Source organism: Mesorhizobium sp. KACC 23794 (genome assembly GCF_052180275.1).
Classification (GTDB): Bacteria; Pseudomonadota; Alphaproteobacteria; order Rhizobiales; family Rhizobiaceae; genus Kumtagia.
In genome coordinates this window covers 3,964,518-3,988,337 of sequence record NZ_CP197465.1, presented here as the reverse complement: position 1 = coordinate 3,988,337, position 23,820 = coordinate 3,964,518, and the positions used below count along the sequence as shown (strand labels likewise).

At 63.5% G+C, this 23,820-nt stretch carries 25 protein-coding genes and 1 tRNA gene; 12 read left to right on the top strand and 14 right to left on the bottom strand.

Features of this window, described 5'->3' with window-relative positions:
• Window positions 1-351: 351 nt before the first annotated feature.
• Together ACSBOB_RS19555 and ACSBOB_RS19550 are read right to left on the bottom strand one after the other, a co-directional pair.
• Window positions 352-1,596, bottom strand: a complete 1,245-nt coding sequence (locus ACSBOB_RS19555; RefSeq protein ID WP_442577754.1) for a hypothetical protein — start codon at window positions 1,594-1,596, stop codon at window positions 352-354.
• 13 nt (window positions 1,597-1,609) lie between these two features.
• Entirely contained in the window at window positions 1,610-2,404 is a 795-nt protein-coding gene (locus ACSBOB_RS19550) for an ABC transporter permease (protein WP_442577753.1), read from the bottom strand.
• Window positions 2,405-2,662: 258 nt separating this feature from the next.
• Here ACSBOB_RS19550 and ACSBOB_RS19545 point away from each other — a divergent pair, with 258 nt between their 5' ends.
• Both ACSBOB_RS19545 and ACSBOB_RS19540 read left to right on the top strand, forming a co-directional pair.
• Complete coding sequence (locus ACSBOB_RS19545) at window positions 2,663-2,968, top strand: ETC complex I subunit (protein ID WP_442577752.1); 306 nt, start codon at window positions 2,663-2,665, stop codon at window positions 2,966-2,968.
• Between the two features lie 59 nt (window positions 2,969-3,027).
• Window positions 3,028-3,104: transfer RNA gene (locus ACSBOB_RS19540), tRNA-Arg, on the top strand.
• A gap of 331 nt (window positions 3,105-3,435) precedes the next feature.
• Here the strand turns inward: ACSBOB_RS19540 and ACSBOB_RS19535 are convergent.
• The 4 genes from ACSBOB_RS19535 to ACSBOB_RS19520 form a co-directional block, all read right to left on the bottom strand.
• The gene (locus tag ACSBOB_RS19535; protein ID WP_442577751.1) at window positions 3,436-3,651 is read right to left on the bottom strand and encodes a hypothetical protein; all 216 of its coding nucleotides are present in this window, start codon (window positions 3,649-3,651) and stop codon (window positions 3,436-3,438) included.
• Between the two features lie 122 nt (window positions 3,652-3,773).
• A complete protein-coding gene (locus tag ACSBOB_RS19530; protein WP_442577750.1) occupies window positions 3,774-4,184 on the bottom strand; it encodes a hypothetical protein in 411 nt (136 codons plus the stop codon).
• A gap of 124 nt (window positions 4,185-4,308) precedes the next feature.
• On the bottom strand, window positions 4,309-4,632 hold the full coding sequence (locus tag ACSBOB_RS19525) for a hypothetical protein (protein WP_442577749.1): 324 nt from the start codon (window positions 4,630-4,632) through the stop codon (window positions 4,309-4,311).
• Window positions 4,633-4,982: 350 nt separating this feature from the next.
• Complete coding sequence (locus ACSBOB_RS19520; RefSeq protein WP_442577748.1) at window positions 4,983-5,303, bottom strand: hypothetical protein; 321 nt, start codon at window positions 5,301-5,303, stop codon at window positions 4,983-4,985.
• 52 nt (window positions 5,304-5,355) lie between these two features.
• Between ACSBOB_RS19520 and ACSBOB_RS19515 the strand changes: the two genes are divergently transcribed.
• Entirely contained in the window at window positions 5,356-6,399 is a 1,044-nt protein-coding gene (locus tag ACSBOB_RS19515; RefSeq protein WP_442577747.1) for a hypothetical protein, read from the top strand.
• 326 nt (window positions 6,400-6,725) lie between these two features.
• On the opposite strand, the gene ACSBOB_RS19510 is transcribed toward ACSBOB_RS19515, so the two are convergent.
• The gene (locus ACSBOB_RS19510) at window positions 6,726-7,895 is read right to left on the bottom strand and encodes a cystathionine beta-lyase (protein WP_442577746.1); all 1,170 of its coding nucleotides are present in this window, start codon (window positions 7,893-7,895) and stop codon (window positions 6,726-6,728) included.
• Window positions 7,896-8,282: 387 nt separating this feature from the next.
• Here ACSBOB_RS19510 and ACSBOB_RS19505 point away from each other — a divergent pair, with 387 nt between their 5' ends.
• The 5 genes from ACSBOB_RS19505 to ACSBOB_RS19485 all read left to right on the top strand — a co-directional run bounded on the left by ACSBOB_RS19505 (window position 8,283) and on the right by ACSBOB_RS19485 (window position 13,439).
• Entirely contained in the window at window positions 8,283-9,311 is a 1,029-nt protein-coding gene (locus ACSBOB_RS19505; RefSeq protein ID WP_442577745.1) for an amino acid ABC transporter substrate-binding protein, read from the top strand.
• A 93-nt stretch (window positions 9,312-9,404) separates the two neighbouring features.
• Window positions 9,405-10,664, top strand: a complete 1,260-nt coding sequence (locus tag ACSBOB_RS19500) for an amino acid ABC transporter permease (protein WP_442577744.1) — start codon at window positions 9,405-9,407, stop codon at window positions 10,662-10,664.
• A 3-nt stretch (window positions 10,665-10,667) separates the two neighbouring features.
• Window positions 10,668-11,828, top strand: a complete 1,161-nt coding sequence (locus ACSBOB_RS19495; protein WP_442577743.1) for an amino acid ABC transporter permease — start codon at window positions 10,668-10,670, stop codon at window positions 11,826-11,828.
• A 36-nt stretch (window positions 11,829-11,864) separates the two neighbouring features.
• On the top strand, window positions 11,865-12,668 hold the full coding sequence (locus ACSBOB_RS19490; RefSeq protein ID WP_442577742.1) for an amino acid ABC transporter ATP-binding protein: 804 nt from the start codon (window positions 11,865-11,867) through the stop codon (window positions 12,666-12,668).
• A 102-nt stretch (window positions 12,669-12,770) separates the two neighbouring features.
• Entirely contained in the window at window positions 12,771-13,439 is a 669-nt protein-coding gene (locus tag ACSBOB_RS19485) for a TIGR02117 family protein (RefSeq protein ID WP_442577741.1), read from the top strand.
• Window positions 13,440-13,446: 7 nt separating this feature from the next.
• On the opposite strand, the gene ACSBOB_RS19480 is transcribed toward ACSBOB_RS19485, so the two are convergent.
• From ACSBOB_RS19480 to ACSBOB_RS19470, 3 genes are all read right to left on the bottom strand, one after another.
• Window positions 13,447-14,655: an FAD-dependent monooxygenase gene (locus ACSBOB_RS19480; RefSeq protein ID WP_442577740.1), complete on the bottom strand. Its 1,209-nt coding sequence runs from the start codon at window positions 14,653-14,655 to the stop codon at window positions 13,447-13,449.
• Between the two features lie 42 nt (window positions 14,656-14,697).
• Window positions 14,698-14,943: a zinc-finger domain-containing protein gene (locus ACSBOB_RS19475; RefSeq protein WP_442577739.1), complete on the bottom strand. Its 246-nt coding sequence runs from the start codon at window positions 14,941-14,943 to the stop codon at window positions 14,698-14,700.
• 108 nt (window positions 14,944-15,051) lie between these two features.
• A complete protein-coding gene (locus ACSBOB_RS19470) occupies window positions 15,052-15,642 on the bottom strand; it encodes a hypothetical protein (RefSeq protein WP_442577738.1) in 591 nt (196 codons plus the stop codon).
• A gap of 185 nt (window positions 15,643-15,827) precedes the next feature.
• Between ACSBOB_RS19470 and tnpA the strand changes: the two genes are divergently transcribed.
• The 3 genes from tnpA to ppx all read left to right on the top strand — a co-directional run bounded on the left by tnpA (window position 15,828) and on the right by ppx (window position 20,216).
• The gene (gene tnpA / locus ACSBOB_RS19465) at window positions 15,828-16,256 is read left to right on the top strand and encodes an IS200/IS605 family transposase (protein ID WP_442577639.1); all 429 of its coding nucleotides are present in this window, start codon (window positions 15,828-15,830) and stop codon (window positions 16,254-16,256) included.
• A 227-nt stretch (window positions 16,257-16,483) separates the two neighbouring features.
• The gene (locus tag ACSBOB_RS19460) at window positions 16,484-18,691 is read left to right on the top strand and encodes an RNA degradosome polyphosphate kinase (RefSeq protein ID WP_442577737.1); all 2,208 of its coding nucleotides are present in this window, start codon (window positions 16,484-16,486) and stop codon (window positions 18,689-18,691) included.
• 7 nt (window positions 18,692-18,698) lie between these two features.
• A complete protein-coding gene (gene ppx / locus ACSBOB_RS19455) occupies window positions 18,699-20,216 on the top strand; it encodes an exopolyphosphatase (RefSeq protein ID WP_442577736.1) in 1,518 nt (505 codons plus the stop codon).
• A gap of 3 nt (window positions 20,217-20,219) precedes the next feature.
• On the opposite strand, the gene ACSBOB_RS19450 is transcribed toward ppx, so the two are convergent.
• From ACSBOB_RS19450 to ACSBOB_RS19435, 4 genes are all read right to left on the bottom strand, one after another.
• On the bottom strand, window positions 20,220-20,621 hold the full coding sequence (locus tag ACSBOB_RS19450; RefSeq protein ID WP_442577735.1) for a DoxX family protein: 402 nt from the start codon (window positions 20,619-20,621) through the stop codon (window positions 20,220-20,222).
• Window positions 20,622-20,826: 205 nt separating this feature from the next.
• Window positions 20,827-21,246, bottom strand: a complete 420-nt coding sequence (locus ACSBOB_RS19445; RefSeq protein ID WP_442577734.1) for a DoxX family protein — start codon at window positions 21,244-21,246, stop codon at window positions 20,827-20,829.
• Between the two features lie 500 nt (window positions 21,247-21,746).
• Window positions 21,747-22,448 (bottom strand): retropepsin-like aspartic protease family protein, encoded by a 702-nt coding sequence (locus ACSBOB_RS19440; protein WP_442577733.1) that lies wholly within the window; start codon window positions 22,446-22,448, stop codon window positions 21,747-21,749.
• A gap of 3 nt (window positions 22,449-22,451) precedes the next feature.
• Window positions 22,452-22,712 (bottom strand): DUF1289 domain-containing protein, encoded by a 261-nt coding sequence (locus ACSBOB_RS19435; protein WP_442577732.1) that lies wholly within the window; start codon window positions 22,710-22,712, stop codon window positions 22,452-22,454.
• A 95-nt stretch (window positions 22,713-22,807) separates the two neighbouring features.
• On the opposite strand from ACSBOB_RS19435, the gene ACSBOB_RS19430 reads away from it, so the two are divergent.
• Window positions 22,808-23,818, top strand: coding sequence for a nicotinate-nucleotide--dimethylbenzimidazole phosphoribosyltransferase (locus ACSBOB_RS19430; protein ID WP_442577731.1), 1,011 nt, complete (start codon window positions 22,808-22,810; stop codon window positions 23,816-23,818).
• Window positions 23,819-23,820: the final 2 nt, after the last annotated feature.

The following is a 23,820-nucleotide window of genomic DNA, read 5'->3' as shown; positions in this document are numbered from 1 at the left end:
CGCAATGTCAACGTCTGTCACTGATCTTGGATGGATTGTCGCAATGAAATCAAGAAGATGCTGATGAAATTTGCGTATTCCAGAGGGATTTCAAGGCGTTGCGAAGAGGCGCAAAAACTATTTTGGGATCAGGGGGTCGCAGGTTCGAATCCTGCCACTCCGACCATTTTAATCTCTTGAAGCAGCGCCACTTGGCAACCGGCACGCTTGCGCGGTCGGCGTTCCCCGATCTTGGCGCTCAATGGGCTTTTTGCGCGCGTCGTGCGCGATTCGCGGCAAGCTATTGCGCAAAAAACAGCCGTGCGCCGGGCAAGTATCGCATCCGTCCCAAGGGTCGGGAGAGGGTCCGCTTCAGGCCTTCTCGTACAAAGTCACGATCCGGCGCTGTTGGGGAGACAGCTTGTCGATGTCGCCTGGCCGGCGCTTTGCCAGGCGCTGCGCGGCACGCGCGGCCTGTTTTGCATATCCGGCATTCTTCGGCTCGATGAGGCATGCACGGCGCGCATGGCGATCGGCCAGCGTCAGCGCTCCGTTGGCCATGAAGATCATGCTCAAGGCATAATGCGACTTCGCGAAATCCGGATGGGCGCGGATCAGCTGCCGATGCAGGTCGATCGCCAGATCAATGCGGCCGAGTTCCCGCAGGCAAAGTGCCAGCGTCCACCGATATTCGGTGTGGTCGGCATAGAGGCTGCAAGCGGTGGAAAGGTGTCCGACTGCCGATTCGGCGTATCCCAGCTGAAGATAAGCGTTTCCGGTCATGTACTGCGCGAAATCGGAAGCGGGATTGAGCGCCGTCGCCCTGGCGCCCGCCTCGGCGGCTTTTGCCCAGTCCCGTCCGGAATGAGCCACGAAGAGCTCGTAATAGGCCTGCGCAAATCCTTCGATCTCGCAGCCGAATCCGTCCTCGATCATCGGCGGCGGCGGCTGGTTGTCGAGGAAGGCCCGCAGCAGCGGCTTCAATCGGTTGCGGTCGCCGAGATGGCTGCCGGGGCTGCCGCCGACGAAATTCAGCGACCGGCGGAAGTAATTGGGAAGGCCGTTCGCAAGGGCCAGGCAGTACATGTCGAGCGGATCGTTTTCGCCCGCGAAAGCATAGATGGGCTCGGACGCCTGCGCGATGAACCGGTGGATGGTGCGGAACGGCGTTTTTGCATCCGGCCCGAGAAGCCTTTCGCTGCGGCTGGCCGGCAGGCGGATCGTCGTTTCGGCGCCGAAGGCGAGCACGCGGGCGCCGAGCAGGCTGCCATACAGCACCGCCCCGTGGCCGCCCATGCCCTGGCCGACGGCATAGATCTCCGTGGCGCCGAGCCGGCGGGCCCACAGTTTCATGTTCATGATGGTCGTGGGCAGGTCGGACCCCAGGCCGGGAATGCCGTTCTGATACCACTCGTTGACGCCATTGTTGACGAAAAGGCGATTCGCCCTGGCTTCGAGACCAGGCCGCCAGAAGTGAAAGGATCGCTGCGGCGCGTTCGCATCGCTGAAGAAGATGACGAGCTTTGTCGATCCGGCAAGCGGAACGAAGCGGAAATGCAGCCCCTGGTCCTCGGTCGGCGGAGATTGCGTGGCGCGCTGGTTGTGGCTGGAATCCATTCGGTCGGTCTGTTCAGGCCATGATGCGGTGACGATAGGCCCGCTCGAGCAGCAGGCCGGTGACGAGGAAGAGCGATCCGACGACGAAGATGTACGATTTGTCCAGCATCGGATCGTAGGTCAGGTACACCGCAGTGCGCACCCACTCCACGCAATGCAGGACCGGATTCCACTTGATCACCTCCCGCATGGCGGCTGGCATCAGGTTCGGCACGTAGAACACGCCGGACAGCAGCAGCAGCGGAAACCGGAAAATGCCCCACAGACGCTCGTAGGTCGCAAATAGCGATGCCGCCACGGCGTTGAAGGTCGCCACCCCGAAACTCAGGAAGCAGAGCGCGCCGACGGCTTCCGCGAACCTCGGGTAATTTATGATGATCTTGTCTTCGCTGACGATCGCGAGGAGGCTGTAGAAGATCGTCCAGACGATGAACATGACGATCGTCTCGAGCACGGTTCGCGCGACGATGACATCCACCGGCTTCACGGGCGGATAGGCCAGCAACGCCTTGTTGCCGGATATCGCGCCCAATCCGCGGGAGGCTATCGCCGAGAACATCCGAAACGTCAGAATTCCCGAGAGGATGAACAGCAGCAGATTCTGGCCGAACGGTATCCGGTGCTCGATGAACGACCGGACCGATATCACGAAGACGACATAAGCCATCGGCTCGATGAAGATCCAGATGAAGCCGAACCTGTTGCGGCCGAAACGGGTCCTCGTCTCGCGAATGATCATCGCGACGACCACCCTGGCGGCGATGCCGAGCTGGCTTGCGAAGCTTGGTCTACGAACGTCACTGGCCATCGCTGTTTCCGCAGTCACATTGCCGACGGCGCTTAGACCACATCGTGGTGCATCGCGCCAGCCGCCTCTAAAGCAGCAACCGGCGTCGAAAATGCGGCCATCCGGGTCCCGGTTCGAAGCGGGAGACCGGCGGGCGCCTCCGGCGGCGGCACGAAGTGCGCAAAAAGCCGCTCAAAAGCCAGATGCCGCAGTCACACATCTTTACTGCTTTGCAGGATATGAGCTACGGCAATCCGGATGGAACTTTGAGGAAGCCCTATGTCAGCGCGCATCTACAGCCCCGCCAAGACGGCGATGCAGTCCGGCAAGGCCAAGACGGGATACTGGGTCCTCGATTTCGACCCGGAGAAGCCGCGCAAGATCGACCCGCTGATGGGCTACACCACATCTTCCGACATGAGGAGCCAGGTGCGGCTCACCTTCGAAACGAAGGAAGAGGCGATCGCCTACGCCGAGAAGCACGGCATAGCGTTTCGCGTGCAGGAACCGAAAGAGGCCAAGCGCCGGCAGATTTCCTATGCGGAGAATTTCCGCTATGACCGCAAGACGCCCTGGACGCATTGACCGCGCGGATCGTCTCCGGACGGCCCAAATGCGACAGGCGGCCTGAGAGTCGTCTCTTTGGTCCCGTAGCTCAGCTGGATAGAGCACCGGCCTTCTAAGCCGATGGTCGCAGGTTCGAATCCTGCCGGGATCGCCACTAACTACCTGAATCAAATGGTTATTTTCCGTCCGCTCAATTCGCGGGGGGCGGTTCTGCGGCGTGTCAAAATTCAGGCTCAGCAGATGCTCGCTTCTCTCTGTCCCTCCGGGGAAGCGCGACAGCCGCAGGATCTCAGCAGGAGCTTCACTCAATCAAGATGTCTGCCTCTTTCGCGGCCTCGGCGAAGGCCTGAAATGCCGCCCTGCCAGCTAGAAAACCGGTGCCGCTGGCCCTAGGCTGCCATGATGGATACTGCGAAGGTACTGCTGATCGTCATTGTGCCACTGCTGATCGCGATAGCTGTGCTCTACAGCCTGTCGCTGTGGTTCTAGAGGTCCTGTGCCCGAAGGAAATTTTCGGCGCGCTCGTGCGTGGCTGAGTAGGGGTGCGGCTGCATGCCGAACACGGCATCGCCCTGCGCATTGGGCACCACATAGCCGGGACCGTAGTAGCCGCGATCACCGGATTCCAGGACGAGCCCCTTCGCTGCCAATCCGCGGCGGGCGGACTCTACCCACGTCTCGACAGGTTTGGTCTTAGCCATGCCGATCCCCTCGGCACGTGCGAAGGTTCCGTCGTTTGCGCGGTTGCCGGTGCGTTGGCAAGGGCACAAACAACAAGCCCGGCCACGTCTCCGCACCCAGGCTAAACCGTGTGAACAGTGGGCTACTTCTGACGAACCAACAGCCCGCAGGCAGCGGCTCGGCTCGTCGGCGTCACATGTGCGTAGCAAAAGTCCAGAGTGTTGGAGTCTACCACGATACCGTTAAACGTCCCGTCCTCGTCCGCGATAACGAAGCGCTTGCCATCGCCCGATATCGCCCCGACCATTTTTTCCACCACCTTGCCTGCCGTGTGGGTGCCCCAGAAAGTCTTTCCATCCTGCCCGTCAAACTGGAAGACGAACTGCGTCGTGTCTTTGTGAAGCGCACCGTCGCCGCCCTCGATTGGCTTGGTGCCGTCCGGAGTGTACTTGCTGTCCCCATCGATCAGATCATCGCCCGTCGACGGCAACCATGTGCCTTTCATATCAATGGTTTCCTGCGCACTGGCAGTTCCGCTGACAGCCAACAGCATTAGAAGCCCACCAATTTTACAAAGATGTCTCATTCTCAGATACTCCTGCTGTGCAGTCTCGACTACCAATGGCTTTGCCCGGTTCGACGGTCGCGCACGGAAAGTCTGCGGAATTGTTCCGCGTTCAATACGGACTGAGAATCATCAAGCCGCACAACTGGTACCATCTTTCGGGGTCACGATGGCGTTCGCGCACTTGGATCGCTGCCCGGCCACCGAAGCAGCCGGGCAGCGCAAGCGACAACTTGGCGGTTGCGTCAGTGCAGCACCGGCCTCCGCTCCTCCTCGCCCTCGACAGGCGTCCTCGCGCTGTCGCCGATCGCTTGGAAGAGCACGCGGTTGTCTCGTCCAGGATGACGTTCGCCTGATTCACGCCGCGCCTGTCGCCGAGCAGGAAGCCGAACGAGAAGGCCAGGGCGAGGCCGACGGCGAACACGAGGTAGGTCATGACGCTGCCGACCCATCAGTCGGGACATTCCGAACCGGATGGCAATGCCGAGCGAGACAAGGCCCGGATTGCGAAGCCGTTCCAGCGTTGGCAAGTGTTTCCAACATGTTTGAGGGAAGGGGCTCGACCCGATCCGGTTCGGCCCATGGACGGTCTGGTTGTCCAGCTTCCGTAGCTGCGACAGATTCCGTCGCAGCCAGCAGCGATTTTATCGCGGCGACGGCGGCCGCCGGTGGGAGGCGGCCGAGTGGCTCGACGTATCGATGGTGTTTGCCATCTTGATCGAGATCGCCGCCGGCCGTCGGTTCAATGGCGCGGGAGCGCTGCGCGTCGGCCCCGCCTGCCGCCCGTCATTCGGCAGTCGATATCACGCTCGCCACGATCCCGCTGTTCGACGTCATGCACAGCCACGGGGCCCTGTCCGGGCCGACGCCGACCTTCACCTGTGAATTCTGTTCGGAATAGATCTTTTCAAGCACCGCGAGCTGAGTGCTCTTGGTCGTGCGGCCGACTTCCTTGACGCAAGCATCCTCCGCGACTTTCGGCACGGCGGCGTCCATCCGGTTGTCGGCCGAACTGGAGGCCATGCTTACGCCCGTGTCCTCATTGGACTGGCAGCCGGCGAGCGCCAGCAGGAGAAGGCCGACCGCAAGCCGGTGAATGTTGATCATTTGTTGTTCTCTTCCCCCGCCACTCTGAATCGGGGCGACAATAAGGCAGGCGATGGAGGCCGTCGAGGGAGTGCGCGGTATAGAAACGGGGAAACTGCTCCGGCAAGCGTGTCAGCCCGTCCATGGTTCCGCGCGCCTTCGCTGTTTTGCATACCGGGCGAGCGGCAACCGCCTTCAGCGCCGGAACTGGCCCGTCTTGTTCATACGTTGCGTTGTGCGGTGCCGGCAAATGTTGCGGAAGCGCCCGGTTTCTGACAGGTTCGAGTCGGATGTGTCGGTACCGCCGGGGATGTGCATGGAACAGTCGTTGATGGTGTCGCCCGCGCAGCGCAAGCGGGACGTTGAGAGCATTTCCAGCTTCGTGGCGCAGTCAATCGACGATGCGCACCTTGTCGAAGGGCCGTTCCTGCATCTCGAGTTCGACAGGGTCTTTCCGGACGACGTCTACGCTCAGATGCTGGCGCTGATGCCGCAGGCGTCGGACTATCGGCCGATGCACGGCCGCAGCAAGAGACGCAACCAGGACGGCCTTCCCACGCGCGTCAAGATCGACCTGTTCCCGGAATACATCCGCCATCTACCGCCGGAAAAGCGCGCCATCTGGAACGCCGTCGGTCAGGCGCTGCGGTCCGACAAGGTTTTGGAGGCGCTGAAGCGACGCATGGCTCCGGCCCTGGAGAAGCGCCATGGCGCCGGATTCGATCGGGTCGGCATGTTTCCCATCCCGGTGCTGACGCGGGATATCCCGGGCTACTCCATCCCGCCACATACCGACACACACTGGAAGGGCATCACGGTTCAGTTCTATTTGCCCAGCGACGACAGCCACACCAATATCGGGACCGTGTTCCACAGCGTTCTGCCGGACGGCAAGCGTGAGCGAAGCACGCAGATGCGCTTTGCCCGAAACTGCGGCTACGCCTTCGCCGTCGACACGGATACCTGGCATTCGGCCGACAAGGTTCCCCCGGACGTCAAGACGCGCGATTCGATCCTGCTCACTTATTTTGTCGACCACGGTCCGCTGCGCATCCTGCGCAATCGCGGCAAGCGCCTTGGCAACTTCGTGCTCAACGAGTTGCGTCAGTACGTGTAGTACTGGAGAAAAGGTTGCCGGCGGCGCGTCGAGGCCGCAGTTCCCGCGCCGCCGCCACAATCATCGCAAGGTGACGCCGCCTAGCGTTCCGGGCCGACCATCTTCGGCTGGCGTCCGTCGATCAGCGGTCCTCGACGTCGGGAGCGTGACGGACGCCAGCGGCCTTGCGTGCCTGCCTCGCCTTCGCGGCCGGCGGCCGGATAATATGGAATACCGGTAGCATAGGGTTAGCCAGCATCGGCCTCATCATGCGCTGATGCAGGCCAACAAACTCACGCCGCGACAGGCCGTTGCCCGGCGGGAATGCCTCTGCCGGGCCGCGCGCGTCAAGCCGCCGCCGCTGCAAGGCCCCGCTCGAGATCCGCCTTCAGGTCGGCGACATCCTCGAGGCCGACCTGCAAGCGCAGCAGCGCTCCTTCGTAGGCGCTCCTGGCGATGACGCGGTCGCCGATGAGGGGAGCCACGGCGAGGCTTTCGAAGCCGCCCCAGGAGTAGCCGAGCCCGAATATCCGCAAGGCGTCGAGGAAGGCATATCCGCGCGCCGCTCCGCCGCCGTCGAGCACGATCGAAAAAATGCCGCTGGCGCCGGAAAAATCGCGCTTCCAGATTGCGTGGCCGGGATTGCTCTCCAGCCCGGGATGCAGCACCCGCGCCACGCCGGGCTGGTTTTCGAGCCAGCGCGCCAGTTCCAGGGCGCTCTGCTGATGCCGCTCCAGCCGCACACCCATGGTGCGCAGGCCGCGCAACACCTGATAGACGTCGTCGGGACCGCAACAGCAGCCGAGCGTGAAGAACGTCTCCTGAAGCTTGCTCCAGCAGGCTTCGTTGGCCGACACGGTGCCTGCAAGCACGTCGGAGTGGCCGGCCGGATATTTGGTGGCGGCGTGGATCGAGATGTCCACGCCATGGTCGAGCGGCCGGAAAAACAGCGGCGTCGCCCAGGTGTTGTCCATCATCACGATGGCGCCGCGCGCCTTCGCCACGCGTGCGATCGCCGGGATGTCCTGAATCTCGAAGGTGTTGGAAGCCGGCGATTCGGTGAACACGACCCTGGTGTTCGGCTTCATCGCGGTATCGATCCCGGCGCCGATGAGGGGATCGTAATAGTCCACCTCGACACCAAGGCGCCGCAGCATCGTGTCGGCGAAATGCCGGGTCGGATGGTAGACCGAATCGGTGATCAGGATGTGGTCGCCGCTGGACAGGAAGGCGAGCAGCGGCACGGTGACCGCCGCCAGTCCCGACGGGACGACGATGGTTCCGGCCGACCCTTCCAGCGCATCCACGGCGGCCGCGAGGGCGTCCGTGGTCGGCGTGCCGCGTGTGCCGTACGTGTATTTCTGGGCGCGCGCGACCATCGTCGCCGTATCGGGGTAGAGCACGGTCGAGGCATGCACCACCGGCGGATTGACGAAGCCGAAGAAATCGCGCGGGTCGTTTCCGGCGTGTGCCAGGCGCGTGTTGGCGCCCATCTGGCTATAGTCTCGGCTGGCCATTTCGTCTCCGCTCTCGTCTGTGCGAAGAGCCTTAGAGTGCGCCGCGTTATGCTGCAACAAGCCGGCTTTGTCAGGGGGCGGAAGAGATTGCGCCAGAGGCGGCCGGCCGCCGCATGCGCGGATAATGTATTGCCGGTCGACCGCCATTCCCGGCAAAGCCGTCTCGTCCAGCCGCCTGCGGCAACATCCTGATTCCAAACTTATGTACTCGCGGTCATTCCGCTTGACCTCGCGGGAATAATCGCCTTCGATACAGGTCTTAATGGGGAATACGGCGCGCGTATCATCAACGATACCGCGTTTCGGGAAATGGGCCCGAACGGGAAACGCCGCCTCATAGGGGAAATTCGGGAAGCGATCCCGTTAAAACAGAAAGGGCTTTTGTCGATGAAAAATACATTGAAAGTCATTCTCGGCGCGGCTGCGCTTGGAATGGCGGTTTCTGCCGCGTCCGCCGGTACGTTGGAGGATGTCAAGGCCAAGGGCTTCGTGCAGTGCGGCGTCAACACCGGCCTCGCGGGCTTCTCGGCGCCGAACGACAAGGGCGAGTGGACCGGCCTCGACGTCGATTTCTGCCGCGCCGTCGCCGCTGCCGTCTTCGGCGATGGCACGAAGATCAAGTTCACCGGCCTTTCCGCCAAGGACCGCTTCACCGCGCTGCAGTCGGGCGAGATCGACATCCTGTCGCGCAACACGACCTGGACGATCAACCGCGACACCGCGCTCGGCCTGAACTTCGGCGGCGTCACCTATTACGACGGCCAGGGTTTCATGATCAACGCCAAGAAGCTTCCGGGCGTCAACTCGGCGCTGCAGCTTTCCGGCGCGTCGGTCTGCGTGCAGTCCGGCACCACGACCGAACTCAACCTCGCCGACTACTTCAAGGCGAACAACCTCGAATACAATCCGGTGGTCTTCGAGAAATTCGAGGAAGCCAATGCGGCTTATGACGCGGGCCGCTGCGACGCCTACACCACCGACCAGTCCGGCCTCTATGCGGTGCGTCTGCAGATGTCGGCTCCCGACGACCACGTCGTGCTGCCTGAGATCATCTCCAAGGAGCCGCTCGGACCGGCCGTCCGACAGGGCGACGACAAGTGGTTCGACATCGTCAAGTGGACCTATTACGCGCTGCTGAATGCCGAGGAAGCCGGCATCACCCAGGCCAATGTCGAGGAGATGAAGAACTCGACGAACCCGGACATCCGCCGCCTGCTCGGCGTCGAAGCCGAGACCAAGATCGGCACCGATCTTGGTCTGGACAATGCCTGGGTGGCCAACATCATCAAGGCCACCGGCAATTATGGCGAGATCTTCGAGCGCAATGTCGGCGCCGGCAGCCCGCTGAAGATCGCGCGCGGCGTCAACGCGTTGTGGACCAAGGGCGGCCTGCAATACGGCATGCCGATCCGCTGATCGACCCGACGGGGCCGGAGGATCAACCTCCGGCCCTTTTCGGTCCGAGACCGAATCCGGTCCGGGCCTGACAGCCGTAGGAAGGGGAACCCTGTGGCGACACACGCTATCGTCAGCGGGGGGCAGCCCGCCAAGGCTTCGCCCCTCTACGATCCGAAAGTCAGAAGCTTCGTCTTCCAGGTCGTGCTGGTGCTGCTTCTGGTGGCCGGCATCTGGTGGATCGTCGACAACACGATCGAGAACATCCGGCGTTCAAACATATCGACGGGTTTCGCCTTTCTGCGCGGCCGCGCCGGTTTCGACATTTCCGACCGTCTGATCGAATATACGTCCGACTCGACCTTCTTCAGGGCTCTGGTCGTCGGCATCCTGAATACACTCAAAGTCGCGGCTGCCGGCATTGTCTTCGCAACGATTGTCGGCTTCTTGGTCGGTATCGGCCGGCTGTCGAACAACTGGCTGATCCGTAAGGTCTGTACGGTTTATGTCGAGATCTTCCGCAACATCCCGCCGCTTCTGGTCATCCTGTTCTGGTATCAGGGTGTGCTGGCTCTGCTGCCGTTGGTGCGTGACAGCTATTCGCTGCCGTTCGACTCGTTCCTGAATGTGCGCGGCTTCTTCTTGCCCGCCGTAGTCTGGGAAGGGGCGTTCCTGCCCGGTTTGAGTTGGGACGGGTTTCTGCCTCAAATCGACTGGTCGCCGGTACTCGCAGGCAGGCTATGGCTCATCGACATCGCCGTCCTGCTGGCGATCGCGATGGTATGGTTTGTGGTGCGTCGCGCCCGCCAGCGCCAGGCAGCGACGGGTCAGCAGTTCCCGGTGTTTTGGACCTCGCTGGTGCTGCTCGTCGGGTTGCCCGTGCTCGCCTTCTTCGCGGCGGGCATGCCAGCCACTCTGGAATTCCCGCAGAAGGGCGCCTTCAACCTCACGGGCGGCACCAATATCAAGCCGGAATTCCTGTCTCTTCTTCTGGCCCTGTCCTTCTACACGGCCTCGTTCATCGCCGAGATCGTCCGGGCGGGGATTTTGGGCGTGCCGAAAGGACAGACCGAGGCCTACTCCGCGCTCGGCCTGCGGCCCGCCAAGGGCCTTCGCCTCGTGGTCATCCCGCAGGCGCTGCGCATCATCATTCCGCCGCTCACCAGCCAGTATCTCAACCTGACCAAGAATTCGACGCTCGGCGTGGCGATCGGCTATCCCGAACTTTACTCGGTTGGCGGCACCATCCTGAACCAGACCGGACAGGCGATCGAGGTCGTGGTGATCTTCATGATCGTTTATCTGTCGATCAGCCTTGTCACCTCCGCCTTCATGAACTGGTTCAACACCAAGATGGCCCTGAAGGAGAGATAGACCATGCAGGAACATGATCTCTCCTGGGTAAGGACGGAAATGACGCTGGCGCAGGCCGCGCCGTCCAGTCAGGTCGGCGCGGGCGCCTGGATGCGCAACAACCTGTTTTCAACGCCCGTCAATTCCGCGATTACGGTGGTTGCCGCCCTGGCGATTGCATGGGTGCTGCCGCAGATCCTGAACTGGCTGTTCTTCAGCGCCGTCTGGAGCGGCGCCGACCGAACCGCCTGCCTGACGACGGAACAGGGCGGGCAGCTTGCGGTCGGCTGGTCTGGCGCCTGCTGGCCGTTCGTGACGAGCCGCTTCGGCTTTTTCATGTTCGGCCGCTATCCGGTCGACGAGCGCTGGCGCGTCATCCTTTGCGGCATCCTCTTCATCATTCTGCTGGCGCCTCTGCTCATTCCACGCGCGCCCTACAAGCGGCTTAACGCCATCCTGTTTTTCGCCGTGTTTCCATTCGTCGCCTTCTTCCTGCTGGTGGGCGGCTTCTTCGGATTGCCCTATATCGAGACGCCGTTGTGGGGCGGCCTCATGGTCACGCTGGTGATCTCCTATGTGGGCATCGTCACGTCTTTGCCTCTGGGAATATTTCTGGCGCTCGGACGACGGTCCAAAATGCCCATCGTCAAGCTGCTGTCGGTCGTGTTCATCGAAACGGTGCGTGGTGTGCCGCTGGTCGCGGTGCTGTTCATGGCGAGCTTCATGCTGCCCTTGTTCGTGCCGCCGGGGATGACCTTCGACAAGCTGCTGCGCGCACTGATCGGCGTGGCGCTGTTCTCGTCGGCCTACATGGCGGAAACGATACGCGGCGGCCTTCAGGCTATCCCGAAAGGCCAATATGAAGGCGCGGACTCGCTCGGTCTCGGCTTCTGGCAGAAGATGGGGCTGATCGTCATGCCTCAGGCGCTGAAACTGGTCATTCCGGGCATCGTCAACAACTTCATCGGTCTATTCAAGGACACCACGCTGGTCCTGATCATCTCGCTGTTCGACCTGCTCGGCGTCGTGAAGCAGAGTATATCCGGCGATCCGACCTGGGCGACGCCGCAGACCGCCAAGACGGGCTACGTCTTCGCCGCCGCGATCTTCTGGATTTTCTGCTTCAGCATGTCGCGCTATTCGCAATATATGGAACGCCGGCTCGACACCGGGCACCGCAAATAGCCGCGGAAAACGAGCCTCGCTTAAAGGGAACCATCGATGGTCATTGAAAACGCAGTCAGCGCCGAAGAAATCAAGGTCGATGTCAAGAAGATGCACGTCTCCGACACAGACGTCGCCATCGAGATCGCGGCCATGCACAAATGGTATGGCGAGTTCCATGTGCTGAAGGACATCAACCTCAAGGTGATGCGCGGCGAGCGCATCGTCATCTGCGGCCCGTCGGGCTCCGGCAAGTCGACGATGATCCGCTGCATCAACCGGCTGGAGGAACACCAGAAGGGCAAGATCGTCGTCGACGGCAAGGAATTGACCAACGACCTGAAGAAGATCGACGAGGTGCGCCGCGAGGTCGGCATGGTGTTCCAGCACTTCAACCTGTTCCCGCATCTGACCATTCTGGAAAACTGCACGCTGGCGCCGATCTGGGTGCGAAAGATCCCGAAAAAGCAGGCGGAGGAAGCCGCGATGCACTTCCTGCGCCGCGTGAAGATCCCCGAGCAGGCCAATAAATATCCTGGGCAATTGTCCGGCGGCCAGCAGCAGCGCGTTGCCATTGCCCGCTCGCTCTGCATGAACCCGCGCATCATGCTGTTCGATGAGCCGACCTCGGCGCTCGATCCGGAAATGATCAAGGAAGTGCTGGAGACCATGGTCGGCCTCGCCGAGGAAGGCATGACCATGCTGTGCGTCACCCACGAGATGGGCTTTGCCCGCAAGGTGGCGAACCGGGTGATCTTCATGGACCAGGGCCAGATCGTCGAGCAGAACACGCCCGCCGAGTTCTTCGACCATCCCCGGCATGAGCGCACGAAACTGTTCCTCAGCCAGATCCTGCACTGAGGCAAAGCGTCGATCGGTCTGCCTTGAGCCCGGCGCATTTGCCGGGCTTTTCTTTTCCAGGATTTGAGTCCGGCTCTGCACGAAGGCCCGTAAAGCTTTGACATGAAGAGACTTTTTCGCGCCTGCGCAGCGTTCGTCCTGCTGGCCGTGCTGGCGGTCGCGCTGGGGACCGTGATCCCGCGCCCGCTGCTGTCTTCGGCATCGGACGGCGCGGCGAAGACGCGGCGGATTCTGGTCCTGTCCAATCCGATCCATACCGACATCGCCATTCCCGTCGATGGCAAGGTGCTGGAGGCGTTCGGCTTTCTGATGCCGGACGGGTTGCCGATCGCCGACCCGAACGTCGCCTACCTGGTCTTCGGCCGTGGCAGCCGCGAGTTCTACATCGCCACGCCGACCTGGGACCAGTTGAAGCCCATGCCGCTGCTGAAGGGGCTGACGCTCGACCGGGCGGCCATGCATGTCAGCCTGGCAGGCCCGATCGGCGAGCCGAACCCGGTGGTGAGCGGTTTCGATGTCAGCGAGGCGGAGTTTTCCGCGCTGCTGACGTTTATCCGCGACAGTTTTCAGGACGATGCGCGCGGGCCAACGGTCATCGCGGGGGCGGAATACGGCCGCTACGACCGCTTCTACGAGGCGGACGGCACGTTCACGGCACTTGTCGGCTGCAACACATGGACCGCACGCGGCCTGCGCGAGGCCGGCATCACCACGGGATTGTGGAACCCGCTGCCGCTCACGCTGAAGTGGTCGCTCGACCTCTACAATTGAATCCGTTCTATTCTAGCGAGCCGGCGTCATGGCCGTAGAGCCAGTCCATGTCGGCGGCGAGGCTTTCGGCCGGGCGCGCGGCGAGCACGATGTCGCGCGCCCAGGCGACCGGTCCGGCGGCATGCCAGACGAAGCGGTTGAAGGCACCACGCCGGACGACTTTTTCGATGCGCTCATGCCGGCTCTTTTCCCAGGCCGCCAGGGAGACCGACGGGCTGGAACCGGATGAAAACGCCGACGCCAGCGTATCCGCGTCTTCGATTGCCATGGCGGCTCCCTGCGCGGCGAAGGGTGTCATCGCATGCGCCGCGTCGCCGATCAGCACCAGTCCGTCGCGGCTCCAGGATTGGCGATGGTCGGCCGTATGGATGGGCCATGCGGTCCAGGCGCCCGCGTCCTCGGCCAGCGCGGCGAGCCGCGAGGCTGTCCTGCCCAGCATATTGCGCAAGGGCGCGGGGTCGATTGCGACCTGCCAATCCTTGCCGGCAACCCGGCCTGGCGTGAAAGCCACGAGGTTGAACTCCGAGCCACCGCGCAGCGGATAGGCGACGAGATGAAAGCCCGGATGCAGGAACGCATTGACCGTCAGGTCCGTAAAAAGGTTATGGATCAACGGGTTATCGGCGTTAATCGTCCGCCGCCACGCAACGAGTTTTGCGGAGCGGGTTGGCGAACCCGGCGAAACGGCGTTCAGCAGCGTCGACCACACGCCGTCGGCGCCGACGAGCAGGGCGCCTTCATGCGTTCGTTTCACCCCGTCGGCCTCGACCGTGACGGTTGTCGCGCCCGATCGCGTCGATTGAAAGTCGCCGACGACGGAGCCGATGGCGAGCGAGATCCGTCCTCTTCGGTTCGCCGCCGCCAGCAGGGCGCCTTGCAGGTCGGCGCGGTGGACGACGAGGTAGGGCGCGCCCCAGCGCTTCTCGGCCGCGTCGCCGAGCGGGACGCGGGCGAGTTCGCGCAGGTCCTTCGCGCTGCGCAGCACGATGGCCGGCGGGCGAACCGCAAAACCCTCCAGATGGCCGAGCACGCCGAGGCGACCGAGGATGCGGGTGGCGTTGGGCGAAAGCTGAAGCCCGGCGCCGACCTCCCGCAACTGTGCGGAGCGCTCGAACAATTGCACGGAAAAGCCGCGCGCCGCAAAGGCGAGTGTTGCGGTCAGCCCGGCGATGCCGGCGCCGGCGATCAGGATTTTGGAAGGCCGGGCAGGAGCCATAGCAGTCCGACTTGGCCGGACCTGGAGCGTGCCGCGCTCCGCTCAGGCCGCCTGGCTGAAATAGGTGCAGCCTTCCGGCCGCGTCTCGGTCGCCTTCAGCGCATGGTCGTAGCGGTAGAGCGTCGAGCAATAGGGGCAGACCTTCTCGTCGTCGGCGCCCATGTCCAAAAAGACATGCGGATGGTCGAAGGGCGGGTTGGCGCCGACGCACATGAATTCCTTCACGCCGATCTCGATCGCCGCATGCCCGGCATCGTTCTGGAAATGGGGAATCGCGCCGCCAGCCATTTTTCGTCTCCTGATCGCTTTGCCGCGTCTTAGCAGGGGCGAGGGTTTTCGCCAACAGCGGCCATACGTAGCCATTTTCCCTCTAAAACCCTCTCATTAATGGCTATTCTAGAAAACGCCATGCAGGTTGAATTTCTTCAATATCTGGCCGTCTTCCGATTTGTCCATCATAGGTGAGCATTCCGGCACTCCGCCTGCTAAAGCCAAATCCAACCTGTATGATGCGGCGTATCCAGCATCAGTTTCCTCATCCTTGACGGCGGGAATGGCGTGAATGCAGGCTTGAAATCGAAGCATTTGACGCCAACGGGTGGCCCATTGCGGCCCAGCGCGATCTTCCACAACGAACAGCCCGTCGCATGTCGTTTCCAGGCATTCTATAAGACGGTCGAACCTGCCGGCGATATAGGAGGCAATGAACCATTTCGCGTCCTCTCGCCTGCTGACTGAAATTTCCTCAACTATTCGAGCGATATCCGAATGTAGTGACGTGCAGTCGGCAATCTGCTGCGGCTGCATCGTCTCGCAGGGCCGAAGCTTGTCTCCGAATCCAGCGTTCGCGAATAGTCTGGCTGCGTCCGGATGGGGCTTAGCGCCACCGGCAAACGCTGTCGTTGCACAGATAATCAAGAAGCCAACACAAAGGCTGATCAACTGCGTCAGCCAACTTCCGACCGGCGTCAACCCAGGAACTCGCATGGAATTTATGCTCTCCCGCGAAATTGCTATCCCTCCACGCTCGCCGTAGTTGCAACGACTGTCAAACCGCAAACCGCATAGAGGGCGGATCACAGGGCATTTTTTTAGAGTCCCCGATAGGGGATCAGGAAACCCCACGCCTTTAGGCGGCTGGGATTGAGTCGCATCCTGTGTAGATTGGCTTTATGGAAGCGTACAAGCGTGGCAGCCACACAGCTTGGGACTGTAAGTATCATCTGGTGTGGGTGACGAAGTACCGCTACGCGGTGCTTGGCGGTGATGTCGGCAACCGCTGCCGAGAATTGCTACGGGAGACTGCGCGAGCGCACGAGATGGTCATTCACGCCGGGTCGATCAACCGTGACCATGTGCATATGCTGTTGTCGATCCCGCCGCGCCTGTCTGTATCGCGCGCCGTGCAGCACCTGAAAGGGCGCAGTTCGCACAAGTTGCTGAGTGAGTTCGGGATATTGCACAAGCGCTACTGGGGTCAGCATCTGTGGGCGCGGGGCTATTGGGTGACGACGAGCGGCAACGTCACGGACGAGATGTGGATGGAGTACATTAAGAACCAGATGCCACCCGAGCCCGATGACGAGTTCAACGTGACGTGAGTGAATGCCGCGTCCGCCGACGGCGGACCGATCCGGCTTTGAGCCGTAACCCGAAGCCACCGCCTCTTAGGCGGTGGAGCATTCACGGCATCGAAGATTGCCGAAACGATCGTCTGTCCGTGCGGTACGGAAAGGGTAACCGGTTCTGAAATCAAACTGTCACATTCCCCTGTCAGGAGGTAGACTGCCGCGTCGAATGCGGGCGACAGCCGGGGATTTTTGCTGCCATGAACGAACTGAGACCATTGCAGGCGGAATTTGCGGCGGCGGAGACGGTCGCTGCCGAGATGGCGGCGGGCAATCCCGACCGTTTCGTCAACCGCGAATTCTCCTGGTTGCAGTTCAATCGCCGCGTGCTGGAGGAATCGCAGAACGTCCGCCATCCGCTGCTGGAGCGCGTGCGCTTCCTGTCGATCTCGGCCGCCAACCTCGACGAGTTCTTCATGGTGCGCGTCGCCGGGCTGGCCGGGCAGGTGCGCGAGGGCATCGCGTTGCGCAGCCCTGACGGGCGCACGCCGGAACAGCAGCTGGAGCAGCTTTTGCACGAGGTCGGCCGCCTGCAGGAGGACCAGCAGGAGAGTTTTGCCGCGCTGAAGACGCTGTTGCAGGAAAAGGGCATCGAGACGGTCACCGCCGATGCCTTGACCGAGGACGAAAAGGTCTGGCTGGAGGACCATTTCCAGCAGCAGATCTTTCCGGTGATGACGCCGCTGTCGATCGACCCGGCGCATCCGTTCCCGTTCATCCCCAATCTCGGTTTCTCGATCGCGCTGAAACTGAGGCACCGCAAGGACGGCGAGGAGATGAACGCGCTGCTGAGGCTACCGGTGGCGCTGAAGCGCTACATCAGGCTGCCCGACCAGCCGAAGCGCGTGCGCTTCATCCCGATCGAGGAGGCGGTCGGCGTCTATATCGGCCGGCTTTTCCCCGGCTATGAGCTGAAAGGCTCGGGCACGTTCCGGCTGATCCGAGACAGCGATATCGAGGTCGAGGAAGAGTCGGAGGATCTGGTCCGCCTGTTCGAAACGGCGCTGAAGCGGCGCCGCCGCGGCTCGGTGATCCGCATCGAGTTCGACGGCCGGATGCCGGCGGAACTGCGCGATTTCGTCGCCGGCGAACTCGGCGTCTCGTCGAGCCGCATTAGCGTCATCCACGGGCCGCTGGCGCTCAACCAGATTTCGGAGATCGTGGCGGTCGCCCGCGACGATCTGAAGTTCGTGCCCTTCAACCCGCGTTTTCCCGAGCGCGTGCGCGACCATCGCGGCGATTGTTTCGCCGCGATCCGCGAGAAGGACATGATCGTCCACCACCCCTACGAATCTTTCGACGTGGTGGTGCAGTTCCTGCGCCAGGCGGCGGCCGACCCCGACGTAGTGGCGATCAAGCAGACGCTCTACCGCACCTCCAACGACAGCCCGATCGTGCGCGCGCTGGTCGACGCGGCGGAAGCCGGAAAATCGGTGACGGCGCTGGTGGAGCTCAAGGCGCGTTTCGACGAGGAAGCCAACATCCGCTGGTCGCGCGACCTGGAGCGCGCCGGCGTGCAGGTGGTGTTCGGTTTCCTGGAATTGAAGACCCACGCAAAAATGTCGTCGGTGGTGCGCCGCGAGGACGGCAAGCTGCGCAACTACGTGCATCTCGGCACCGGCAACTACCACCCGATCACCGCGCGCATCTACACCGACCTGTCGTTCTTCACGACCGACCCGGGCATAGCCCACGACGTCGCGCAGATCTTCAACTACATCACGGGGTATGCCGAGCCGGCCGAGGAGATGAGGATCGGCATGTCGCCGCAGACGCTGCGCCCGCGCATCCTCAAGCACATCGCCGACGAGATCGGCCACGCCCGCGAGGGGCGCCCGGCGCGCATCTGGATGAAGATGAACTCGCTGGTCGACCCCACGATAATCGACGCGCTCTACGAGGCGAGCCGCAACGGCGTCGAGATCGACCTTGTCATCCGCGGCATATGCTGCCTGCGGCCGCAGGTGCCCGGCCTTTCCGACAACATCCGCGTCAAGTCGATCGTCGGGCGTTTCCTCGAGCACAGCCGCATCTTCTGCTTCGGCAACGGCCACGGCCTGCCGTCCGACGAGGCGGTCATCTATATCGGTTCGGCCGACATGATGCCGCGCAATCTCGACCGCCGCGTCGAGACGCTGGTGCCGATCACCAATCCGACTGTGCATGAACAGGTGCTGGGCCAGATCATGCTCGGCAACATAATGGACAACCAGCAGAGCTTTGAGGTACTGGCTGACGGCACCTCGCGGCGCATCGTGCCGGACGAGGGCGAGGAACCGTTCAACGCCCAGGAATATTTCATGACCAATCCCAGCCTGTCCGGGCGCGGCGTTGCGCTGAAGAGCAGCGCTCCCAAGCAGATCGCGCAGTTCAAGCGCCGCAAGAAGTCCGCAGCAGCCGCGACCTAGGCCCCGGATGCTGTCGAACTCCCAGGGTCGGCTGCAGGATCGCAGCCCGATCTCGATCATCGATATCGGTTCGAACTCGATCCGCCTCGTCGTCTACGAAGGCATCGCGCGCGCGCCGACCGTCCTGTTCAACGAAAAGATGCTGGCCGGCCTCGGCCGCGGCATCGTGTCGACCGGTAAGCTCGATCCCGAGGGCGTCACCCGCGCGGTCGACGAGTTCGGGCGTTTTCGCGCGCTGTCCGATCAGGCCGGTGCGAAGGAGCTTTATGTGATCGCCACGGCGGCGGCGCGCGAAGCCGTGAACGGTCCGGACTTCATCCATCGCGCCGAGCAGATTCTCGGCACCGAGATCCGCGTGCTTTCCGGCCGCGAGGAGGCCTATTATTCGGCGCTCGGTGTCATTTCCGGCTTTCACCCGGCCGACGGCATTGCCGGCGACCTTGGCGGCGGCAGCCTCGAACTGGTCGACGTGAACGGCGAGAACATCGGCGACGGCATCACCTTGCCGCTCGGCGGTCTCAGGCTGCAGGACATGGCGAAGAACTCGCTGGCGACGGCTGCGAAGATCGCCCGTGACGAGCTGGCGCGGGCGAAACTGCTGAAGGGCGGCGAGGGCCGGGCCTTCTACGCGGTCGGCGGCACCTGGCGAAACCTCGCCCGCCTGCACATGAATGTCACCAACTATCCGCTCGCGGTGATGCACCACTACGAACTCGGCATCGAAAGCTCGCTGCCCTTCCTGCGCCAGGTGGCGCGCGGGGAGACCGACAAGATCAAGGGCATCGACGGCGTGTCGAAGAGCCGCCGCTCGCTGCTGCCTTACGGCGCCGCGGTGTTGCTGGAGATCATCGCGGCGATGAAGCCGTCGAAGGTCGTCGTCTCGGCGCTCGGCGTGCGCGAGGGCTTCCTCTATTCGCTGCTGTCGCCGCAGGAGCAACGGACCGACCCGCTGATCTCCGCCGCCGAGGAACTGGCGTTGCTGCGCGCCCGCTCGGTGATGCATGCGCGCGAACTGGCGGACTGGACGGGTTATTCCTTCGGCGTCTTCGGCATCGACGAGACCGAGGAAGAGGTGCGCTACCGCCGCGCCGCCTGCCTGCTGGCCGACATCGGCTGGCGCGCGCATCCGGAATATCGCGGCACCCAGTCGCTCAACATCATCGCCCACGCCTCCTTCATCGGCGTCGACCATCCCGGCCGGGCCTTCCTGGCTTTGACCAATTATTTTCGCCATCAGGGCGTGTTCAACGACGCCGGCGTCGCCGAGATCGCCGCGCTCGCCACGCCGCGCTATCTGGAGCGGGCGCGGCTGCTCGGCGCGATGATGCGTGTCGTCTACCTGCTGTCGGCGTCGATGCCCGGCGTCATCCCGACGCTGAAATGGGAGCGGCGGCCGAATGACGGCTTGGCGCTGGTCGTACCGAAGGCTTTTGGGCGGCTGGCCGGCGAGCGGCCCGCCGGCCGGCTGGCGCAGCTGGCGCGGGTGACCAGCCGCAAGCTGGAACTTGTGATCGGCGAGGAATAAGACTCAGGCCCGCGCGCCGTCTATCGAGAAGCGGCCGGGGCCTGCAAGCGCCAGCGCGAGAAACCCGCCGGCAAGCCCGATGTCCTTGAGCAGCGCCTGCATGTGCAGGAAGGCGATGGCCGGATCGTCGACGCCCTGGCCGGCATGGCCGAGCACGCCGGCGGCGACGCAGAACAGCGCGAGCAGGATCGCGACGATGCGTGTGCGGAAACCGGCGACGATGCAGATGCCGGCGATCAGTTCGAAAAAGCCGCTGCCCCAGGCGACCAGCGTCGGCGCCGGCATTCCGAGGCCGGCGAAATAGCCGGCAGTGCCTGCTATGTTCGAGAGTTTCATGATGCCGTTCGGGATGAAGACGATGGCAAGCAGGAAACGGGCGATGAGCGCTGCGGCGTCGATGGGCATGATGGGCTCCGGCAATCGCCGGAGTGTGCGCCACGACCGGCGAAGTGTCACCGGGGAAATTTTGGCTGACCCAGACGCGCGCCCGGATTGTGCAGGAAAGGGATAGGGGGACAGTCCGTTCGGTTCCGGGTCCCGCCGTCACGCAGACATGACGACCGTCGGAATCAAGCAGACTGTCCCCGCATTTTGACAATGCGATACGGCGTTATCCGCGGCGGGCGTCGAGTGACAGCGCGCCGGGGCCGAAGGCGGAGAGCACCAGCAGGCCGCCGGTGATCGACAGGTTCTTCAGGAACATCAGCATCTGGATCTGGTCGGCGAAATTGGTGTGGGCGACCAGCGAGGCGGCGATGGTGAAGACCGCGAGGGCGATGGCCGCGATGCGCGTCTTGAAGCCGACGAGGATGGCGAGGCCGCCGAAGAATTCGAGCAGGCCGACGACGACCGCGGCCACCATCGGCAGCGGCAGGCCGATGCTGCCGAACCAGCCGGCGGTGCCGGAAATGTCGGTCAGCTTGCCGAAGCCGGCGAAGAGGAACAGGATCGAGAGCAGCAGTCGGGCGGCGAGGACGACGGCGGAGCCGCCGGCTGGGTAGGCGCGGGTCAGGGAATCGTTGACGGACATGATGTTTCTCCAGGGAGGGGTTTGAAGTCGCGGCGAAGATAGCCCAAGCCCGTCGTTCACCAAAGATGGCTATCGTTCGACACATCGTTCACTTATCGAGCAATCTGGCAGGCTCTGTCTGCGCTCTGCGTAGGCGTCGACGCCGCCTTGTCTTCGAACCGTCCTTGCCACCGGGCGTCATCGCTGGAGGCGGTCGGAGACGGTGGCCGGATACATCGTCGACAGACGAAAGGGTCGTCCACCCCATCATGCCTCGGACTCGAAACCATGAAGCCGATTCGGAAGAGGCTGCGCCTGTACGACGGAGAGCCAGATGAGTGAACGCGATAGGGGGACGGGGAGAAGGTGGCAGGCCGCAAAGTCGCCGCTTCTCCCTTCTTCCCGTCCTTACGGGGAGAAGGTGCCGGCAGGCGGGTCCAGCGCCAACGGTCAAGCTTCGGCCCGTTGGTATAAACCACAGCCAGATTATCCAATCGCGGGCGAGCAGCGGATCGTAGCGCTCAATCGCGCAAGGTGAGCCGGTCGCCGCGCATGTCGAAGCCCGACAGGGTCGAGATGAAGTTCATGCCGAGCAGGCTCTGGCCGAGCGTGCCTTCGGCGGCCACCAGGATCGGCTGGTTGCGGCGTATGATGCTGCCGACGGTGATTTCGCGTGCCCGCGTCCTCGCCGCGTTGGTGGTGCCGTTGGCGGTGGCGACGGGAATCGAATAGGCGAGCGAATTCACGTCGATGCCGGCGCGGCGGGCATCGTCCACGGTCAGGACGGTGCTGGTGGCGCCGGTGTCGACCAGAAAATCGACCGGCGCGCCCTCGACCGTGCCGCGCACCTCGAAATGGCCGTTCTCACGCTTTTCCATCATCACCGTGGCGCGTCCGTCGCCGTCGACGCTGGACAGCGGGCTGCCCGGCACTAGTCCGGCGGTGACGCGCGAAGCCACGTCCTGCAACTCGTAGCGGTACTGGTAGCCGGCGACGAACACGAGCGCGATCGCCAGCCAGGCGGCCGCGGCGCGCAAGCCGCCGCTCAGGTTGCGGCGCGACGCCAGCAGACCGGCGGCGAGCACCGTGATGATCGCCCCGCCATAGACCAGCCGGGCAAAGCTGTTGCTGTCCAGCCCCAGAATGGAGCCGCTGGAATGGGTGACCAGCAGCACCGCAAGCCCGATGCCGACGATGATGATGCCGATGAAATAGCGGTTCATCCGTCACTCCGCCATGCCGCGCTCGCGCGCCATTCGCGTGCGGCGGGTCTCGCGGCGCGGCCGGCGCTCCACCGTCTCCAGCCTGGCCGGCAGCAGCGCCATCACGCCGCGCCGCTCGTCGTTGGTCATGCCGATCCACCCGGCGATCTCGTCGCGCGTGCGGCCGCAGCCGAAGCAATAGCCCGTCTTCATGTCGATCGAGCAGACGAGGATGCAGGGCGATTCGATCACGGTCTGAAGATTTCCGTTTGGTCTCCTGCACATGGGACAGGCGGACAAGCAATGCAAGGGCGCGATTGTGCCACGTGGCGGGACCGTCTATGCCCCCGGCAACGACGACCGACTGTGGTGGACGCGACATGGAATCAGCACTCCCCTTCGACGACATCCGCGCCCTGATGCGGCAGTTGCCTGCCGGCGACGAGGGGCTGGCCGAGCGCGTGCGCTTCGACTTCCTGTCACGGTCGCGCCGCTTCGGATCGCCGGGCCGGCTGGAGGAGATCGCGGTGTGGCTGGCGCGCTGGACGGGACGCGCCCCGGCGGTACGCCGGCCGCTGGTCGCGGTGTTCGCCGGCAACCATGGCGTGACAGTGCACGGCGTGTCGCCGCGCCCGGTCGAGGAGACGGCGCGGCTGGTCGAACTCTGCGCCGCGGGCGGCGCGGCGATCAATGGCGTCTGCCTGGCCAACGATGTCGGGCTGAAGGTTTTCGACCTCGCGCTGCATTTGCCGACCGGCGACATTTCCGCCGAGGCGGCGCTCGACGAGCGCGGCTGCGCGGCGACCATGGCGTTCGGCATGGAGGCGGTGGCCGGCGGCACGGACCTGCTCTGCATCGGCGATCTCGGCGTCGGCAATTCGACGGTGGCCGCGGCATTGCTTGCCGCCCTGTTCGGCGGTTCGGGCGCCGATTGGGTTGGGCAGGGCTCCGGCGCCGATGCCGCGATGATGGCGCGCAAGGCGGAAATCGTCGACCGGGCGCTGGCCCTGCATCGCGGGCATCTCAGCGATCCGCTGGAAACGCTGCGGCGGCTGGGCGGGCGTGAATTCGCGGCGATTGCCGGAGCGATCCTCGCGGCGCGCATGGAGCGCGTGCCGGTCATCCTCGACGGCGGCGCGGCGATTGCCGCCGCGGCGCTCCTTCACCAACTCGACGCGAGCGCGACGGCCCATTGCCTCGTGGCGCAGCGGCCGGTGGATGCCGGGCTGGCGCGCGCGGTCGAAAGGCTCGGGCTGAAACCCATCCTCGACCTCGGCATATCGGGCGGCGAAGGGACGGCCGGCGCGCTTGCGGCTGGCGTCGTCAAGGCCGCCGCCCAGGTGGCCACGACCTTCGCGGAAATGCGCTCCGCCGCTTCCGGCCGCGCCTGACC